Consider the following 18,537-nt stretch of genomic DNA (forward strand, 5'->3'; position numbering starts at 1 on the left):
GGCATGGTCGATCCCTCCCGCGGCCGGGGCTCAGCCCCGGTCGGCCACCGAGCCCAGCACCGCGGCCGACTTCGTCGACCAGTCCGAGGTGATGACGCTCGCGTGGTCGGCGGCGAGCAGCGACAGCTCGCCCCGGTCGGCGAAGTCCGCCACGTCCCGGTCGTGCGGGTCGTCCGTGTACTGGTGGAAGAGCCACTTCGCCTTGATCCGCGGCTTGCCGGCGGTCACGTAGTCCGCTATCCACAGGCCGTCACCGGCGTACGAAGTGGTGTCGATGTTCAGCCAGAAGTTCCGGTTGCAGTACAGGACGACCCGGTGCTCCGGCCGCAGCTGCTTCACCCGGCGGATGAACCGGTCCTTCTCCGCGTTGCTCGCGTGGGTGCCGTCGCCGGTCGTCTCCCAGTCGACGGCGAGGATGTCACCCGCCCGCTCCGGGGCCCTGGCCACGAACCAGGCCGCCTGGGCGGTGATGTCGCCGGGCCAGAGGAAGTGGTAGAAGCCGACGACCAGCCCGGCGTCGCGGCCGCACTCGGTCTGGGCGGTGAGCTTGGGGTTGACGTAGGAACGGCCCTCCGACGCCTTGACGAAGACGAAGGAGAGGCCGTCCGTGTCGTACGAGGAGGGCTGGTACGCACTCACGTCGATGCCGCGCAGCATGTGAGGGACTCCCTTGACTGCTGGTGGGGATACAGGAGTTGAAGTTCATGTATGCCCCATTTCGGCATGGTCGATCCCTCCCGCGGCCGGGGCTCAGCCCCGGTCGGCCACCGAGCCCAGCACCGCGGCCGACTTCGTCGACCAGTCCGAGGTGATGACGCTCGCGTGGTCGGCGGCGAGCAGCGACAGCCGAGCCGCCACCTCCGTGTCCGTGGGCGCGGTCGACGAGATGGCCGGTGACACCCCGGCCGCGTCCGTCATGATCAGGACGTAGTGGTTCGCCGAGTAGAACGAGGTGTCGTAGGCGTTGTTCACGTAGGTCGCCGCGTCACCGTCGAAGAACACGAACCAGGGCCGGATGGAGGCGTCGTAGCGGCTGGTGCGCGGGTCGCCGTTCGCCGCGCCGAGCACCGCGGGGAAGGCCTGCGCCTCGGAGAGGGTGCCGGCCGCGGCGAGGTCGCGCAGGTGGTCGCCGTACTCCTGGTCGGTCCAGTAGTGGTCGAAGGGGTTCGCCTGCTCCACGGTGCCCGGGATCAGCTCGAAGAGCACCTTGCCCTTCAGGGCGTCCCGGGAGGGCCACGCGTCGGCCTTCGCGGCCGCGTCCGCCGTCGGGTACGTCCCGCCCAGCAGGTCCGACGGCTTGTAGACCATGCTGCCCAGCTTCTGTGCGACCAGGGTGTCGAATTCGTCCGGGCCGAGACCGATGGTGTTGTTGAATCCGTTCTTCATCTCCACCTTGAAGATGATCGGGCGGTGGTCCGGGTGCAGTTGGTGCCAGGCCGCGATGTTGTCGAGGCAGCTGCCGAGATCCTGATTGCGGCTCTGCCCGTACAACTGGCCGGGGCTGGTGGCCTTCTCGCAGTTGTTGTCGTTGCCGAACGGATTGCTGTGGCTGACCCGCCACCGCTTGCTCAGCGGGTCGGTGTAGACGTCGAGTTCGAGGAGCGAGGCCCCCGAGTCCAACGCCTGCGCGAAGTACGTGTACTTGTCCTTCTCGTAGGCGTTGTGCGTGCCGATCACCGTGGTCCCCGAGAGGGTCGCCGAGGCGGCCTCGGCATGGGCCGGGATCACCGTCAGCATCGCCGCCGCGCCCAGCAGTGCGGCCACTCGTCTCACCGTGCGCATGTGTCAAGTCCCCTTGGTCGTCGTGGAGTTGACGGCAGCCTAGGGGGGCGGGGTTACTGCGCGGTAGCCTCCGGCGGAACTCCGCTCACATCCGTGCGGGGTGGGGGCGGCGCGGGGGACGGCGAAATAGGGCCGTGTGCAACCGTCGACGCAATTCGATGGTCTGTTGCAGCGTCGAATTCCGTCGGCCGGACGCAGGGAAACAAAGTGAAGACGCCATTCCGTGAGGCCCGGGGAACCGGACCCGCGATCGAGGAGACCTCCCGGACACCACAGCCGGTGCGGCTCGACATCCAGGGACTACGCGCCGTGGCGGTGTCCCTCGTCGTCCTCTCCCACGCCGGCGCAAGGGGGTTCGGCGGCGGTTATGTCGGCGTCGACGTCTTTTTCGTCATCTCGGGTTTCCTCATCACTTCTTTGTTGTTACGCGAATTGTCGACCACGGGTGCAATATCGATCAGGAAGTTCTATGCCCGCCGGGCCCTGCGGCTGCTCCCCGCCTCGACCCTCGTCGTCCTCGCCACCCTGATCGGCTCCTGGCTGTTCCTGTCGAAGGTCCGCTTCGAGGAGTACGCCGGTGATGCGGTGGCCGGCGCGCTGTACGTGGTCAACATCCGGCTGGCCGTCGGCGGCACGGACTACCTCGCCGAGGGAAGTCCCCCCTCACCGTTCCAGCACTTCTGGTCGCTGGCCGTCGAGGAGCAGTTCTATCTGCTCTGGCCGCTGCTGCTCCTGCTCAGCTGGGGCTGGGCCCGCCGCGGCGGCCGACTCGCCCTGCCGCTCGTGATCTGCTGCCTCGTCTCCTTCTGGCTGAGCGTCGAGGTGACGGCGTCCTCGCCGCCCTGGGCGTACTTCGGTTCGCACACCCGCTTCTGGGAGCTCGGCGCCGGCGCCCTGCTCGCCCTGGCCGCCGAGCGGCTCACGCGACTGCCCGCCGCGGTCGCCGCGCCCCTGACCTGGGCCGGGCTGGCCTGTGTCGTCCTGGCGGCCGTCCGCTACGACACCGCCACCCCCTTCCCCGGGTATCACGCGCTGCTGCCGGTGCTGGGGGCCGGGCTCGTCCTGGCCGGCGGCTGCGCACCCGCGCGCGGCGACGCCCGGCTGCTGCTGGCCGCCCGGCCCCTGGTCCGGCTCGGCGGGCTGTCGTACGGCTGGTACCTGTGGCACTGGCCGGCGCTGGTCATCGTGCCCGCGGCCCTCGGCCGCCCCCTGGACGGCGCGTGGGCGCTGGTGCTCTGTCTGCTCGCGCTGCCCCTGGCCTGGGCGACCCTGCGCCTGGTGGAGAACCCCGTACGGTTCCACCCGGCGCTGCGGGGCCGGCCGGGCCGCGCGCTGGCGCTCGGCGGCGGGCTGTCGGCGGGCGCCGCGGTGCTCGCCCTGACGGCGTCCCTGTTCCCGCCGCCGATCGACTCCGGCCGGGACGCGGTCGACACCCGGTACGAGATCGCGGCCGCGGCGGACCCGGCACTGCGGCTGCGGCAGCTGCTCGGGACGTCCGGCACGAGCCTGCCCAGCAACCTCAGGCCCGCCCTGACCGACATCAAGGGGACGAGGTCCGCGCTCTACCGGGACGGCTGCCATGTCGGCTACAACAGCACCCGGATCCCGGCGTGCGTGTACGGGGACCGCACCTCGGCCCGGGTCGTCGTGCTCTTCGGCGACTCCCACGCGGCCCAGTGGTTCCCGGCGCTGGACCGGCTCGCGCGCACCCACCGCTGGAAGCTGGTGACGCTGACGAAGTCGTCGTGCAAGGCCGCCGAGGTGACCATCGTCCACGACGGCCGGCCGTACAGCTCCTGCGACGTCTGGCGCGACCGGGCGATCGCCAGGATCAGGGCCCTGCGGCCCGCACTGGTACTCGTCTCGTCCTCGGAGGCGGGCACCCCCGTCCGGCCGGCGGCCGACCCGGTCCGCCAGTGGAGCGACGGCTTCCGTACGACCTTCGACGCGCTCGCGGCGTCCGGGGCCAAGGTCGCCGTACTGCTCGACACGCCTTGGCCGAGGACGGACGCGGTCGACTGCGCGGCCGGCTACCCGCTGCGCCTGGACCGGTGCGCGAACCGGCTCCCCGAGGCGATCCGCGACCCGTCCCGGCGGCAGGCGGTCATGGACGCGGCCAGGTCGGCCCACGCCACGCTGATCGACCCCGTGCCCTGGCTGTGCACCCCGGCCGGCACCTGCCCGGTCCTGGTGGGCAACACGCTCGTCTACCGCGACGACAGCCACCTGGCGGAGGCCTGCGCCGAGGCCCTGGCCCCCGTCCTCGACACCCGGCTGACCCTGGCCCCCGGGGCGCGCCCTAGCACTCGATGATGTTCACCGCGAGCCCGCCGCGGGCCGTCTCCTTGTACTTGACGCTCATGTCGGCGCCGGTCTCCTTCATGGTCTTGATGACCTTGTCCAGGGACACCAGGTGCGAGCCGTCGCCGCGCATCGCCATCCGGGCGGCCGTGACCGCCTTCACCGCGGCCATGCCGTTGCGCTCGATGCACGGGATCTGGACGAGACCGCCGACCGGGTCGCAGGTCAGACCGAGGTTGTGCTCCATGCCGATCTCGGCGGCGTTCTCCACCTGCTCGGGGGAGCCGCCGAACACCTCCGCCAGCGCGCCCGCCGCCATGGAACAGGCCGAGCCGACCTCGCCCTGGCAGCCGACCTCGGCGCCCGAGATGGAGGCGTTCTCCTTGAACAGCATGCCGATGGCACCGGCGGCGAGCAGGAAGCGGACCACGCCGTCCTCGTCCGCGCCCGGGACGAAGTTGATGTAGTAGTGCAGTACCGCGGGGATGATGCCGGCCGCGCCGTTCGTCGGGGCGGTGACCACCCGCCCGCCGGCCGCGTTCTCCTCGTTCACCGCCATCGCGTACAGCGTGATCCACTCCATGGAGTGGGCCAACGGGTCGCCCGCCGCCCGCAGCTGACGCGCCGTCATCGCGGCCCGGCGGCGCACCCGCAGACCGCCCGGCAGGATGCCCTCGCGGGACATGCCGCGCGACACGCACGCCTGCATCGTCCGCCAGATCTCCAGCAGCCCGGCCCGGATCTCCTCCTCCGTGCGCCAGGCACGCTCGTTCTCCAGCATCAGGGAGGAGATCGACAGCCCGGTCTCCCTCGTCAGCCGCAGCAGCTCGTCGCCGGTACGGAAGGGGTACTTCAGGACCGTGTCGTCGAGCTTGATGCGGTCCGCGCCCACCGCCTCCTCGTCGACGACGAAGCCGCCGCCGACCGAGTAGTACGTCTTGGTCAGCAGCTCGGCGCCCGTGGCGTCGTACGCCCACAGCGTCATGCCGTTCGCGTGGTACGCGAGGGTCTCGCGGCGGTGCAGGATCAGGTCGTCGTCGAAGGAGAACGGGATCTCGTGCTCACCGAGCAGCCGGATCCGTCCCGCCTCCTTGATCTCCTCCACCCGTGCGTCGGCCCGCTCCACGTCCACGGTGCGCGGCGAGTCGCCCTCCAGGCCGAGCAGCACCGCCTTCGGGGTGCCGTGGCCGTGGCCGGTGGCGCCGAGCGAGCCGTACAGCTCGGCGCGTACGGACGCGACGGAGCCCAGCAGGCCGTCGCCGCGCAGCCTGCGGGCGAACATGCCCGCCGCGCGCATCGGGCCGACCGTGTGGGAGCTGGACGGGCCGATGCCGATCGAGAACAGGTCGAAGACCGAGACGGCCACGGTGACTCCTCAGAACGGGGGTGGAACAAGGGGTGGGGCACCGCGCTCACCTTCTTCAGTGTGCGCGCGGTGCCCCGTATTGCGGTACTACTTCCCCAGGGCGGGGTACAGCGGGTGCTTGGCGGCCAGGGCCTCGACCCGGGCCTTCAGCGACGCGGCGTCGTACGACGGCTTGAGCGTCTCGGCGATCACGTCCGCGACCTCGGTGAAGTCCTCGGCCGTGAAGCCGCGGGTGGCGAGGGCGGGCGTGCCGATGCGCAGGCCCGACGTCACCATCGGCGGCCGCGGGTCGTTGGGGACCGCGTTCCGGTTGACCGTGATGCCGACCTCGTGCAGCCGGTCCTCGGCCTGCTGGCCGTCCAGCTCGGACTCGCGCAGGTCGACCAGGATCAGGTGGACGTCCGTACCGCCGGACAGGACGTTCACGCCGGCCGCGCGGGCGTCCGGCGCGGTGAGCCGCTCGGCGAGGATCCGCGCGCCGTCCACCGTACGCTGCTGGCGCTCCTTGAAGTCCTCGCTCGCGGCGACCTTGAAGGAGACCGCCTTGGCGGCGATCACGTGCTCCAGCGGACCGCCCTGGAAGCCCGGGAAGACCGAGGAGTTCAGCTTCTTCGCGAACTCCTTCTTCGCCAGGATGATGCCGCCGCGGGGGCCGCCGAGGGTCTTGTGCGTGGTGGAGGTGACCACGTCCGCGAACGGGACCGGGTTCGGGTGCAGACCCGCCGCGACCAGGCCCGCGAAGTGCGCCATGTCGACCCACAGGTAGGCCTCGACCTCGTCCGCGATCCGGCGGAACTCGGCGAAGTCCAGCTGCCGCGGGTACGCCGACCAGCCCGCGATGATCACCTTGGGGCGGTGCTCCTTGGCGAGGCGCTCGACCTCGGCCATGTCGACCAGGCCGGCCTCGTCGACGTGGTACGCGACCACGTCGAACTGCTTGCCGGAGAAGTTCAGCCGCATCCCGTGGGTCAGGTGGCCGCCGTGCGCCAGGTCCAGGCCGAGGATGGTGTCCCCGGGCTTGGCCAGCGCGAACAGCGCGGCCTGGTTGGCGGAGGCGCCCGAGTGGGGCTGCACGTTGGCGTACTCGGCGCCGAACAGGTCCTTGACCCGGTCGATGGCGATCTGCTCGGCCACGTCGACGTGCTCGCAGCCGCCGTAGTAGCGGCGGCCCGGGTAGCCCTCGGCGTACTTGTTGGTCAGGACCGAGCCCTGGGCCTCCATCACCGCGACCGGCGCGAAGTTCTCGGAGGCGATCATCTCCAGGGTGGACTGCTGGCGGCGCAGCTCGGCGTCGACCGCGGCGGCGATGTCCGGGTCGAGCTCGTGCAGGGGCGTGTTCAGAAGCGACATGTGTCCGTGACTCCTCAGCCGGCGGAAAAGGCGGTGTACTCGTCGGCGGAGAGCAGGTCGGCCGGCTCGCCCGTGACGCGCACCTTGAACAGCCAGCCGCCCTCGAAGGGGGCCGAGTTCACCAGCGACGGGTCGTTCACCACGTCCTCGTTGATCTCGGTGATCTCGCCGTCGACCGGGGAGTACAGGTCGCTGACCGACTTGGTCGACTCCAGCTCGCCGCAGGTCTCGCCCGCGGCCACCGTGTCACCGACCTCCGGGAGCTGTACGAAGACGACATCGCCGAGCGCGTTGGCCGCGTGCTCCGTGATGCCGACCGTCGAGACGCCGTCCTCGGCGCCCGACAGCCACTCGTGCTCCTTGCTGTAGCGCAGCTGCTGGGGGTTGCTCATGGCCTGAATTCTCCTGTACGCGGGGAAGTGCTGCTGAAAGAGGGACAACGGGAACCGCCGGTGAGCAGCGGAAAGTGCGCGGTGTCACATGCGGACCGCGCCCAGTGTCTACTTCTGACGCTTGTAGAACGGCAGTGCCACGACCTCGTAGGGCTCGTGAGTGCCTCGGATGTCCACGCCGACGCCCGGCGCGCCCGGCACCGCGTGCGCCGCGTCGACGTACGCCATGGCGATCGGCTTGCCCAGGGTGGGGGACGGGGCGCCCGAGGTGACCTCGCCGATCACCTCGCCGCCGGCGACGACCGGGAACCCGGCACGCGGGATGCGGCGGCCCTCGGCGACCAGGCCGACCAGGACGCGCGGCGGGTTGTCCTGGGCGCGGGCGGCCGCCTCGGTCAGCGCCTCGCGGCCCACGAAGTCGCCCTCCTTCTCGAACTTCACGACCCGGCCGAGCCCGGCGTCGAAGGGCGTCAGGGAGGTGGTCAGCTCGTGCCCGTACAGCGGCATGCCCGCCTCCAGGCGCAGCGTGTCCCGGCAGGACAGACCGCAGGGGACCAGCCCGACGGGCGCGCCCGCCTCGGTCAGCGCCTGCCACAGCCGCTCCGCGTCGGCCGGGGCCACGAACAGCTCGAAGCCGTCCTCGCCGGTGTAGCCGGTGCGCGCGATGAGGGCGGGGACGCCCGCGACGGTGCCGGGCAGGCCCGCGTAGTACTTCAGGCCGTCGAGGTCGGCGTCGGTGAGGGACTTGAGGATGCCGGGGGACTCCGGGCCCTGCACGGCGATCAGCGCGTAGGCGTCGCGGTCGTCGCGGACCTCGGCGTCGAAGCCGGCCGCCCGCTCCACCAGGGCGTCGAGCACGACCTGCGCGTTGGAGGCGTTGGCGACGACCATGTACTCGGTCTCGGCCAGCCGGTAGACGATCAGGTCGTCCAGGATGCCGCCGTCGGCCTGGCAGATCATGGTGTAGCGGGCGCGGCCGACACCGACGGAGGCGATGTTGCCGACCAGGGCGTGGTTCAGCAGAGCCGCGGCCTGCGGGCCGGTCACCGTGATCTCACCCATGTGCGAGAGGTCGAACAGACCGGCCCTCGTACGCACCGCGGTGTGCTCGTCGCGCTCGGAGCCGTAGCGCAGGGGCATGTCCCAGCCGGCGAAGTCGGTCATGGTCGCGCCGAGCGAACGGTGCAGGGCGTCGAGCGCGGTGTGACGGGGTGTCGTACTGCTCATCGGACGGTCGTCTCCCAGGGCGATGGGTCCCCCCGCGCGGGAGCGAATCCGAGCACGGGGAAGGGCGAGGTCGTTCCTCCCCATCTGTCATCGGAACCTGAGAGGTTCGTCGTGACCACCGGGGGACACGACTTGCACCTTGGGTGGGACCGCTGTCGCAGCGGTCCGCTTTTCAGATGTGCCTCGCCCACGCGGTAACGGTGCCTGAGAGATTCAAGGGAGGGACTTGCTCCTTCGGCGCCCCGGGCAGCACGGCTGCCGGGAACTCTCCCGCGCGGATTCAAACGGCCGGTATGCAGTTGGCGGGCACATCATTGCACGCCTCGTCGCGCCGGGGCAGGCCCGCCTCACCTCCCCGGGGGGCGGCCCCGCCGGGGAGGCGGCTGTCACCGGCCTGTGGCGGAACGGGCACGAAATCCCGAAGCCCGCGCATTACCTTCTCTTTACGCTCAGCGGGGAAAGGACTTACCTGAACCCAGGGGAGGACGAACACGGTGAACAGGATCACGGCGTACGTGGCCGGCTCGGCCGCCGCACTGCCCGAGCAGACCGCCGCCCCGGCGGTCGAGACGCGCGCCCCGCGGCCCGCACCGGTCGTCCGCGATCTGCGTGAGCGCTCCGGGCACAGCCCGCACGGTCTGGTCTTCGGCCCCCACGACCTGGTCGTGGTCACCGGCCTGCCCGGCAGCGGCAAGTCCACCTTGATGCGGCGGGCGGTACGGGGGGTCGGCGTCGACTCCCAGGACACCCGCGACCGCTGGGACGACCGGGCGCCGCGCTTCCTGCCGTACGCCGTCTACCGACCGCTCGTGCGCCTCGCCCACTACGCCGGACTGCGCAGGGCCCTGCGCGCGGGCGGGGGAGTCGTCGTGCACGACTGCGGCACCCAGGCCTGGGTGCGCGACTGGCTGGCCCGCGCGGCCCGTCGCCGGGGCGGCGCCCTGCACCTGCTGCTGCTCGACGTCACCCCGTCCGCCGCGCTGGCCGGCCAGCGCGACCGGGGCCGCGCCGTGTCGCGCTACGCCTTCCTGCGCCACCGCCGCGCGGCCGCCCGGCTGCTGCGCGCCGTGGAGCGGGGCGAACTGCCCCGGGGCTGCGCCTCGGCGGTCCTGCTGGACCGGGACGCGGCGGACGTCCTGCGCCGGATCGACTTCACCCCGTGACCGCTGCCGCCCTCCGACCGATCCCGCCGCCGGCATGTCCTGCCACCGGGCCGTCCCGCCGCCGGTCTGTCCCGCCGCCGGGCCGGCCCGGGCCGACCTGTCGTCGGGCAGGCCGGACCGCTGCCGATCCGGCCCAGGGCGATTCGTCCTGCGGCCGGTCTGTCCCACGGTGGGTCCGGCCTCGGGGCGGTCTGTCCCGCGGTGGGGCCGGCCTCGCTGCGGCGTGTCCCGCGGTGGGTCTGGGCTCGGGGCGGTCTGTCGCGGGGTGGGTCCGGCCTCGGGGCGGCGTGTCCCACGGTGGGTCTGGCCTCGGGGGCGGTCCGTCTCGGGGTGGGTCCGGCCTCGGGGGCGGTCCGTCTCGCGGTCGATCCGCCCCGGGAGCGGTCCGCCCCGGGGCCGATCCGTACCGGGGGCGAGCCCGTGCGGGTCCTCACCGGTTAGCCTTTCAGCCACAGCAGCGGTTCCCAGCAGGCGGTAGAGAGATGGACTTCCCGGCGGACCTTCCCGCGGACCTTCCCGCGGGCTTCCCCGCACAGGCGCACCCCCATCCGCACGGCGGATGGCCCGGCAACGAACTGGAGGAGGTGCTCTCCGCCTCCCTCGGCGTCCCGACGGCCGGCGGCCGGATCGTCGAGGTCCTCGGCCGCAGCTTCGTCTGGGTGCCGCTGCCCAACGGCGGCGGCCCGCACAGCGGCCCCCTCGACCTGCCCACGCTGGAGATCGAGGGCCAGGTGTACGTGCCGGTCTTCAGCTCCGAGGAGCAGTTCCGTCAGGTGGTCGGCACCCACATGTCGTACACCGTCGCGCCCGCCGTGGAGTTCGCCCGCGGTCTGCCGCCGCAGGTCGGCCTCCTCGTGAACCCCGACGGCGTGGTGGGCGTCCCGCTGCCGCCGCCGGCCGTGGCGGAACTGTGCCGCAGCGGGCGGACCCCGCTGGACGGGTTCGCGAGCGGCGGCCGGGTGCGGCTGTTCGAGCCGGACTGGCAGGACGATCCGGTGGACTTCCTCGCCGCGGCCTCGGCCGAGTTCGCGGAGACCGGGGTCGTCCTGACGGCCCGTCGCTGTCTGGCCGAGGTCGAGACCGGCGACCCGGTGCTGTTCGTCGGGGTCGAACTGTCCCGGTGGGAGGGCGACCTGCGGGTCCTGCCGATGGACGCGCTCGGCCGGGCGCTGGCCCGGGCCGCCGTCCGGTGGCCGGTCAACCTCGTCCTGCTCGACGTGGTCGAGGACCCGGTGACCGAGTGGATGCGCGAGCGGGTGCGCCCGTTCTACCAGCGCGGCAACTGACGGCGGACGCGGACACCGGCCGGGGGTCTCCCCGGGCCGTCCCGGTCCCTCGGCAACAACCTCCGAACTCCTGGGCGGCTGTTGCCGACTCCGCCGCCTAAGGTGGTTTCATATCCAAGGCCACGTTTCTCGAAGGGGCGGTAAAGGGTGAGCGCGAGCGGCACTGCCGCGACCGGGCAGGTCGAGCACATGCTGCGCCAGGTGACGCCCGGGCGTTACGACGCCTACGAGGCGCTGCTGCGCACGCTCGCGACCCCGTCCTCCGGCCAGGTCTGGATGCTGCTGTGGCACGGCCAGGCCGGGTCGCCCGACGCCCAGTACGGGAACATGGAGGTCGACGGCTACGGCTACGCGCCGTGCGTCACCTCCGCCCAGGAGCTCTCGGCCAGCGGCTGGAACCGTTCGTACGAGGTCGTGGACGGCCTCGACGTGGCCCGCACCCTCTACCCCGACCACTTCGGCCTCTGGCTGAACCCGCACGCCCCCGGCGGCGGGCTCGGCATCCCCTGGCTCGACCTGCGGCGGATCGCCACGGGTCTGGAGCGCCAGCCGGCCGGCCCGCTGCGGCTGTCGGAGCCGGGCATCGAGATCCCCCAGTTCTACGCCCTGCTCGCGCAGAACGCCCATCGCACCCCGGCGGTGCGCGCGCTGCGCCGCGCCTGGGTGCAGCCGACGCTGGGCGCGCCGTACCTCGTCATCGGTCTCGACGTGTACGACACCTCGCCGCCGGCCGTCGACTCGGTGCGCGCGATGATGCAGCAGTCCATCGGCGCGGTGCCGGACGGGCTGCCGGTGTCCACGGTGGCGATGTCCGACGAGCACGACCCGGTCGTGATGTGGATGCGGGCGGGCGCGCGCCCGTTCTACGACCGTGAGGCCCATGTGCAGGCGCCGGCGGGCGGGTACGGCTACCCGCCCACACCCGGCCGCTACTGACGGTCCATCATCTCAAGGTCGCGGTGGCGCGCGGCAGCACGACTGCGTCTGCGCGCGTAGATCAGGACGAAAAAGTACGAAGTGTCCTAATTTTCCGAACTCGTCCGCGTCCGACCCCCGTTACCCAGTGTCCGGATAACGGAACCCTCTTGGTGGCATCACGTTTACGCATCCATTAGCCGCCAAGTCTGGCGACCGATCGCCCAGGCATTGAAGACTCCCAGACCAGGGGTCTTTCGCCCCTGTGTACGACGGACTGATCACGCCGCTACCGCGGCAAGTGTGGGCCGGCTACCGCCGGTTGAGAGGGGTCCCTGCCAGATGACGGCACCATTGCACGAGCCGACCGCGGATGCGGCCCCGAGCGCGGCCGAAGAAGCGGCGGTTGTCACCGCCGACGCCAAGGCCGTACAGGGTCGTTCCCTGGGCCGGATCGCCTGGGAGCGCCTCAAGCGGGACAAGCTCGCCCTGACGGGCGGCGTCGTGGTGCTCGTACTCATCGCGATAGCCCTGCTCGCGCCGGTGATCACGAGCCTGGTCGGGCAGGACCCCGACGCGTACCACGAGAACCTGATCGACCCGCTGTTCGGCACGCCCACCGGCTCCCTCGGCGGCATGAGCGGCGACCACCTGCTGGGCGTCGAGCCGGTCAACGGCCGCGACATCTTCGCCCGCATCCTCTACGGCGCCCAGATCTCGCTCCTGGTGGGCTTCCTGTCGGCCGTCGTGGCCGTCGTCCTCGGCACCGTCCTCGGCATCCTCGCCGGTTTCTTCGGCGGCTGGGTCGACTCGCTCATCAGCCGGGTCATGGACGGTCTGCTGGCCTTCCCGCAGCTGCTCTTCATCATCGCCCTGGTCTCGGTCATGCCGAACGACATGCTGGGGCTGCACGGCACCGGCGTCCGCGTCTTCGTGATGATCCTGGTCATCGGCTTCTTCGGCTGGCCCTACATCGGCCGCGTGGTGCGCGGCCAGACCCTCTCGCTGCGTGAGCGCGAGTACGTCGAGGCCGCCCGCTCGCTGGGCGCCGGTCAGCTCTACATCCTGTTCAAGGAACTGCTGCCCAACCTGGTCGCGCCGATCATCGTGTACACGACGATGATGATCCCCACGAACATCCTCACCGAGGCCGCACTCAGCTTCCTGGGCGTGGGCGTGAAGCCGCCCACGGCCTCCTGGGGCCAGATGCTGTCGAACGCGATCGACTACTACGACTCGGACCCCATGTACATGGTCGTGCCCGGCGTAGCGATCTTCATCACCGTTCTGGCCTTCAACCTCTTCGGCGACGGCGTGCGTGACGCGCTGGACCCGAAGGCCTCCCGCTGAACTGCCGTACCCCAAGCGTCCCGTGGCCTCACACGGGGTCTCTCATCAAATCCGGAGGATCCGAGATCGTGACTACCCAACGCACCTCAGGGCGGCGTAAGCAGGCGCTGGCCGCTGCTGCCGCGGTCGCCGCGCTGCTGACCACGGCGGCGTGCGGCGGCGGTGGCGGCACCGACGACAACGGTGGTTCCAAGAACGGCGCCGCCGGCTTCGATGCCGCGAACAACAAGGTCGCCCAGGCCTCGCTGGCCAAGAAGGGTGGCACGCTGAAGTTCGGTGGCGCCCAGGACGCCGACTCGTGGGACACCACGCGTGGCTACTACGGCTTCATGTGGAACTTCGCGCGCTACTACAGCCGTCAGCTCGTCACCGGCAAGACCGAGCCCGGCAAGGCCGGCGCCGAGGTCACCCCGGACCTCGCCACGGGTCTCGCCAAGGTCACCGACGCCGGCAAGACCTACACTTACACGCTGCGTGACGGCGTGAAGTGGGAGGACGGCAAGGCGATCACCTCCAAGGACGTCAAGTACGGCATCGAGCGCGTGTGGGCGCAGGACGTGCTGTCCGGCGGCCCGGTGTACCTGAAGGACGTTCTGGACCCGAAGGGTGCCTACCAGGGCCCCTACAAGGACACGTCCAAGGACAAGCTCGGTCTGAAGGCGATCGACACGCCGGACGACAAGACCATCGTCTTCCACCTGCCCGAGGCGAACTCGGACTTCGAGGAGATGCTGGCCCTGGTCTCGGCCTCGCCGGTCCGCCAGGACATGGACACCAAGTCCAAGTACGGCCTGCACCCGTTCTCCTCGGGCCCGTACAAGTTCGAGTCCTACGCCCCGGGCAAGGACCTGACCCTGGTCCGCAACACCTCCTGGGACCAGGCCTCGGACCCGATCCGCAAGGCCTACCCGGACAAGATCTCGGTCAAGTTCTTCTCGAACGCCAACGACCTGGACCAGCGTCTGATCAGCGGTGACCTGGACCTGGACATCAACCAGACCGGCATGTCGCCGCAGGGCCGCACCACCGCCCTGAAGCAGCACAAGGACAACCTGGACAACCCGGTCTCCGGCTACGTCCGTTACGCGGTCTTCCCGCAGAGCGTGAAGCCGTTCGACAACATCGAGTGCCGCAAGGCCGTCATCTACGGCGCGGACCACGTCTCGCTGCAGACCGCCCGTGGTGGCCCGGTCGCCGGTGGCGACATCGGCACCAACATGCTCCCGCCGTCCGTCGCGGGCGCCGAGGGCCAGAGCTACGACCCGTACGAGCTCAACGGTGCGAACAAGAGCGGCAACGAGGCCAAGGCCAAGGAGGCCCTGAAGGCCTGCGGCAAGCCGAACGGCTTCTCCACCACCATCGCGGTCCGCAACAACAAGCCGGTCGAGGTGGCCACCGCCCAGTCGCTCCAGGCGTCGCTGAAGAAGATCGGCATCACCGCCGAGATCGACCAGTACGACGGCTCGCAGACCACCGGTATCATCGGTAGCCCCGCCAACGTGGCCAAGAAGGGCTACGGCATCATCATCATGGGCTGGGGTCCCGACTTCCCGTCCGTCCAGGGCTTCGGTCTGCCGCTGTGGGACAGCAAGTACATCCTCGACAGCGGTAACTCGAACTACGCGCTGATCAAGGACAAGGCCATCGACGGCCTGTTCGACCAGTACGTCACGACGCTGGACGACGCCGGCAAGACCAAGATCTCGACCGAGATCAACCACAAGGTCATGGAGGGCGCGTACTACCTGCCCTTCGTGTTCGAGAAGTTCATCAACTGGCGCGGTAGCAACCTGGCGAACGTGTACACCACCGACGGTTACAGCGGTATGTACGACTTCGTCAACCTCGGCCTGAAGTCCACGAAGTAAACCCGGCACACCCGCCGAACGGCACGAAAGGCAGGTGAAGGCCGGCGCGGCGTGATCGCGGGCCACCGGACGACCTCCGGTGGCCCGCGGTCCGCAGCGGGCCGAGAGCTGTGCTCGCTTACCTCATCAGGCGGCTCTTCGCCGCCGCAGTGATGCTCGTGGTCATCATCATGGTGGTCTTCGGCATCTTCTTCCTTGTCCCCAAGTGGGCAGGCGTCGACGTCGCCACGAGCTTCGTGGGCAAGCAGGCGGACCCCGCGGCCGTCGAAGCCGTGCGGGTGAAGCTGGGCCTGGACGACCCGATCTACCTTCAGGTCTGGGAGTTCTTCAAGGGCATCTTCACCGGTCGCACCTACGCGGCCGGCGGCGATGTCACCCACTGCGCCGCCCCGTGCTTCGGCTACTCCTTCCGCAGCGAGCAGGCCGTCTGGCCGGTGCTCACCGACCGCTTCCCGGTGACCCTGGGTCTCGCGCTCGGTGCCGCCGTCCTGTGGCTGGTCCTCGGTGTCTCGGCGGGTGTCCTCTCCGCGCTCAAGCGGGGAACCCTGTGGGACCGCGGCGCGATGGTCGTCGCCCTCGCGGGTGTCTCCCTCCCCATCTACTTCACGGGCATGCTCGCCCTGGCCGTCTTCGTCTTCGGACTGAAGTGGTTCGACGGCGAGTACGTACCGCTCGACCAGAGCTTCACCGGCTGGTTCGGCGGCATGATCCTGCCCTGGATCACCCTCGCCTTCCTCTACGCGGCGATGTACGCCCGGATCACCCGCGCCACCATGCTGGAGATCCTCGGCGAGGACTACATCCGCACCGCCCGCGCCAAGGGCCTGCGTGAGGGCACCGTCATCGGCAAGCACGCCATGCGCTCGACGATGACCCCCATCCTGACCATGCTCGGCATGGACCTCGGCGCCCTCATCGGCGGCGCGATCCTGACCGAGACCACGTTCAGCCTGCCCGGCCTCGGCCAGGCGGTGCTCAACGGCATCAAGAACCAGGACCTGCCCATCATCCTGGGCGTCACCCTGGTCACCTCGCTGGCTGTGCTGATCGCCAACCTGCTGGTGGACGTCCTGTATGCCGTGATCGACCCTCGAGTGAGGCTTTCATGACCGAACTCAGCAAGAGCGGAGCGGCCGTGGGCGAGCCCACGCCCGCCTCGCCCGCTCCGAGTTCCTTCCTCGAAGTGCGCGACCTGAAGGTGCACTTCCCGACCGACGACGGTCTGGTCAAGTCCGTCGACGGACTCAGCTTCAAGCTGGAGAAGGGCAAGACGCTCGGCATCGTGGGCGAGTCGGGCTCCGGCAAGTCGGTCACCTCGCTCGGCATCATGGGTCTGCACACCGCGGGCCAGTACGGCAAGCGCAAGGCGCAGATCTCCGGCGAGATCTGGCTGGACGGCACGGAGCTGCTGTCCGCCGACCCCGACCACGTGCGCAAGCTGCGTGGCCGGCAGATGGCGATGATCTTCCAGGACCCGCTGTCCGCGCTGCACCCGTACTACACGATCGGTCAGCAGATCGTGGAGGCGTACCGCACCCACCACAAGGTGGACAAGAAGACCGCCAAGCGCCGGGCCGTCGAGATGCTCGACCGGGTGGGCATCCCCCAGCCGGACAAGCGTGTCGACAGCTACCCGCACGAGTTCTCCGGCGGTATGCGTCAGCGCGCGATGATCGCGATGTCGCTGGTCAACAACCCCGAGCTGCTGATCGCGGACGAGCCGACGACCGCCCTGGACGTGACCGTCCAGGCGCAGATCCTCGACCTCATCCGTGACCTCCAGAAGGAGTTCGGCTCCGCGGTCATCGTCATCACCCACGACCTGGGCGTCGTCGCCGAGCTGGCCGACGACCTCCTGGTGATGTACGGCGGCCGCTGCGTCGAGCGCGGTCCGGCCGAGAAGGTGTTCTACGAGCCCCGCCACCCCTACACCTGGGGTCTGCTCGGCTCGATGCCGCGTCTCGACCGTGACCAGCAGGAGCGCCTCATCCCGGTCAAGGGCTCCCCGCCCTCCCTGATCAACATCCCGTCCGGCTGCGCCTTCAACCCGCGCTGCCCGTACGCGGACGTCCCCAAGGACAACGTCACCCGCACGGTCCGCCCCGAGCTGACCGAGGTCGGCGGCCAGCACTGGGCCGCCTGCCACATGTCCCAGGAGCAGCGGGAGCGGATCTGGATCGAAGAGATTGCGCCGAAGCTGTGAGCGAGAATCCGAAGGACGCAGCGGTGACGATTCCCGCGCAGAGCACAGGCGGCGAGGCCGCCGGCAAGTCCGGCGACCGCGAGGTCCTGCTGAAGGTGAGCGGGCTCCAGAAGCACTTCCCGATCAAGAAGGGCCTGCTCCAGCGGCAGGTCGGTGCGGTCCACGCGGTCGACGGCCTCGACTTCGAGGTCCGCGCCGGTGAGACGCTCGGCGTGGTGGGCGAGTCCGGCTGCGGCAAGTCGACGATGGGCCGGCTGATCACCCGGCTGCTGGAGCCGACCGCCGGCAAGATCGAGTTCGAGGGCAAGGACATCACGCACCTCGGTGTCGGCGGGATGCGCCCGCTGCGCCGCGATGTGCAGATGATCTTCCAGGACCCGTACTCGTCGCTGAACCCGCGTCACACCATCGGCACGATCGTCGGCGCTCCCTTCAAGCTCCAGGGCGTCGAGCCCGAGGGCGGCATCAAGAAGGAAGTGCAGCGGCTGCTGTCGGTCGTGGGTCTCAACCCCGAGCACTACAACCGCTACCCGCACGAGTTCTCCGGCGGCCAGCGCCAGCGCATCGGCATCGCCCGCGCGCTCGCGCTCAAGCCGAAGCTGGTCGTGGCCGACGAGCCGGTCTCCGCGCTCGACGTGTCGATCCAGGCGCAGGTCGTCAACCTGCTGGACGACCTCCAGCAGGAACTGGGCCTGACGTACGTGATCATCGCGCACGACCTCTCGGTCGTCCGGCACGTCTCGGACCGGATCGCGGTGATGTACCTCGGCAAGATCGTCGAACTGGCGGACCGCGACGCGCTGTACAAGGCGCCGATGCACCCGTACACCAAGGCGCTCATGTCGGCCGTGCCGATCCCGGACCCGGCGCGCAAGTCGGCCAAGTCGGAGCGCATCCTGCTCCAGGGCGACGTGCCCTCGCCGATCTCGCCGCCGACCGGCTGCCGGTTCCACACCCGGTGCTGGAAGGCGACGCAGATCTGCAAGACCACCGAGCCGAAGCTCGTCGAGCTCAAGCCCGGCCAGCAGGTCGCCTGCCACCACCCGGAGAACTTCGAGGACCAGGCACCGCAGGACACCGTGCTGCTGACCGTCGCCAAGGCGGCGGCCGAGCTGGTGGCCGACGAGGTCCTCGCCGAGTCGGCGGAGACGTCGGCGGCGGTGGCTGCCGAGGTGGCCGAGACGGCTGCCTCGGAGTCCGAGGCCCCGGCCGACGAGGCCGGCGAGTCCGAGGCGCCCAAGGGCGCCCAGGACTGACACATCCTCGAGGGGCCTTTCCTGCTGCGCGCGCAGCAGGAAGGGCCCCTTTCGGTTTTCCCCCGTTTCCCCGTACCC

General features: G+C 70.3%; 15 protein-coding genes and 2 riboswitches. Of the genes, 9 read left to right on the forward strand and 6 right to left on the reverse strand.

The window, feature by feature from the left end:
• Nucleotides 1-30: 30 nt before the first annotated feature.
• Both FNH09_RS33710 and FNH09_RS33715 read right to left on the reverse strand, forming a co-directional pair.
• Nucleotides 31-657: a glycoside hydrolase family 25 protein gene (locus tag FNH09_RS33710; RefSeq protein WP_152893701.1), complete on the reverse strand. Its 627-nt coding sequence runs from the start codon at nt 655-657 to the stop codon at nt 31-33.
• Between the two features lie 93 nt (nt 658-750).
• Nucleotides 751-1,782, reverse strand: a complete 1,032-nt coding sequence (locus tag FNH09_RS33715; RefSeq protein WP_202919807.1) for a phosphatidylinositol-specific phospholipase C domain-containing protein — start codon at nt 1,780-1,782, stop codon at nt 751-753.
• A gap of 207 nt (nt 1,783-1,989) precedes the next feature.
• On the opposite strand from FNH09_RS33715, the gene FNH09_RS33720 reads away from it, so the two are divergent.
• Nucleotides 1,990-4,095 (forward strand): acyltransferase family protein, encoded by a 2,106-nt coding sequence (locus FNH09_RS33720; protein WP_338017767.1) that lies wholly within the window; start codon nt 1,990-1,992, stop codon nt 4,093-4,095.
• Here FNH09_RS33720 and FNH09_RS33725 read toward each other — a convergent pair.
• The 4 genes from FNH09_RS33725 to gcvT form a co-directional block, all read right to left on the reverse strand.
• Nucleotides 4,082-5,449 (reverse strand): L-serine ammonia-lyase, encoded by a 1,368-nt coding sequence (locus FNH09_RS33725; protein ID WP_162469494.1) that lies wholly within the window; start codon nt 5,447-5,449, stop codon nt 4,082-4,084. The two genes, FNH09_RS33720 and FNH09_RS33725, sit on opposite strands and share 14 nt — an antisense overlap.
• An 87-nt stretch (nt 5,450-5,536) precedes the next feature.
• On the reverse strand, nt 5,537-6,799 hold the full coding sequence (glyA, locus tag FNH09_RS33730; protein WP_152893703.1) for a serine hydroxymethyltransferase: 1,263 nt from the start codon (nt 6,797-6,799) through the stop codon (nt 5,537-5,539).
• 14 nt (nt 6,800-6,813) lie between these two features.
• Nucleotides 6,814-7,191, reverse strand: a complete 378-nt coding sequence (gene gcvH / locus FNH09_RS33735) for a glycine cleavage system protein GcvH (protein WP_152893704.1) — start codon at nt 7,189-7,191, stop codon at nt 6,814-6,816.
• Nucleotides 7,192-7,299: 108 nt separating this feature from the next.
• The gene (gene gcvT, locus FNH09_RS33740; RefSeq protein WP_152893705.1) at nt 7,300-8,418 is read right to left on the reverse strand and encodes a glycine cleavage system aminomethyltransferase GcvT; all 1,119 of its coding nucleotides are present in this window, start codon (nt 8,416-8,418) and stop codon (nt 7,300-7,302) included.
• A gap of 74 nt (nt 8,419-8,492) precedes the next feature.
• Nucleotides 8,493-8,600, reverse strand: a riboswitch (glycine riboswitch).
• A riboswitch (glycine riboswitch) is annotated at nt 8,601-8,701 on the reverse strand. It lies immediately after the preceding riboswitch.
• Nucleotides 8,702-8,912: 211 nt separating this feature from the next.
• On the opposite strand from gcvT, the gene FNH09_RS33745 reads away from it, so the two are divergent.
• The 8 genes from FNH09_RS33745 (at nt 8,913) to FNH09_RS33780 (ending at nt 18,459) form a co-directional block, all read left to right on the forward strand.
• A complete protein-coding gene (locus FNH09_RS33745; protein ID WP_162469495.1) occupies nt 8,913-9,581 on the forward strand; it encodes an AAA family ATPase in 669 nt (222 codons plus the stop codon).
• Between the two features lie 482 nt (nt 9,582-10,063).
• Nucleotides 10,064-10,867: an enhanced serine sensitivity protein SseB gene (locus tag FNH09_RS33750; RefSeq protein ID WP_152893706.1), complete on the forward strand. Its 804-nt coding sequence runs from the start codon at nt 10,064-10,066 to the stop codon at nt 10,865-10,867.
• Nucleotides 10,868-11,014: 147 nt separating this feature from the next.
• The gene (locus tag FNH09_RS33755; protein ID WP_162469496.1) at nt 11,015-11,803 is read left to right on the forward strand and encodes an enhanced serine sensitivity protein SseB C-terminal domain-containing protein; all 789 of its coding nucleotides are present in this window, start codon (nt 11,015-11,017) and stop codon (nt 11,801-11,803) included.
• 321 nt (nt 11,804-12,124) lie between these two features.
• Complete coding sequence (locus FNH09_RS33760) at nt 12,125-13,132, forward strand: ABC transporter permease (protein WP_152893707.1); 1,008 nt, start codon at nt 12,125-12,127, stop codon at nt 13,130-13,132.
• 68 nt (nt 13,133-13,200) lie between these two features.
• Nucleotides 13,201-15,000 (forward strand): ABC transporter substrate-binding protein, encoded by a 1,800-nt coding sequence (locus tag FNH09_RS33765; RefSeq protein WP_162469497.1) that lies wholly within the window; start codon nt 13,201-13,203, stop codon nt 14,998-15,000.
• 110 nt (nt 15,001-15,110) lie between these two features.
• Nucleotides 15,111-16,109, forward strand: a complete 999-nt coding sequence (locus FNH09_RS33770) for an ABC transporter permease subunit (RefSeq protein ID WP_162469498.1) — start codon at nt 15,111-15,113, stop codon at nt 16,107-16,109.
• Complete coding sequence (locus FNH09_RS33775) at nt 16,106-17,203, forward strand: ABC transporter ATP-binding protein (RefSeq protein WP_152893709.1); 1,098 nt, start codon at nt 16,106-16,108, stop codon at nt 17,201-17,203. Before FNH09_RS33770 ends, FNH09_RS33775 begins: the two co-directional genes overlap by 4 nt.
• A gap of 23 nt (nt 17,204-17,226) precedes the next feature.
• The gene (locus FNH09_RS33780) at nt 17,227-18,459 is read left to right on the forward strand and encodes an ABC transporter ATP-binding protein (protein ID WP_338017768.1); all 1,233 of its coding nucleotides are present in this window, start codon (nt 17,227-17,229) and stop codon (nt 18,457-18,459) included.
• Nucleotides 18,460-18,537 lie beyond the last annotated feature (78 nt).

The organism is Streptomyces adustus (genome assembly GCF_009377175.1).
GTDB classification, from domain to species: domain Bacteria; phylum Actinomycetota; class Actinomycetes; order Streptomycetales; family Streptomycetaceae; genus Streptomyces; species Streptomyces adustus.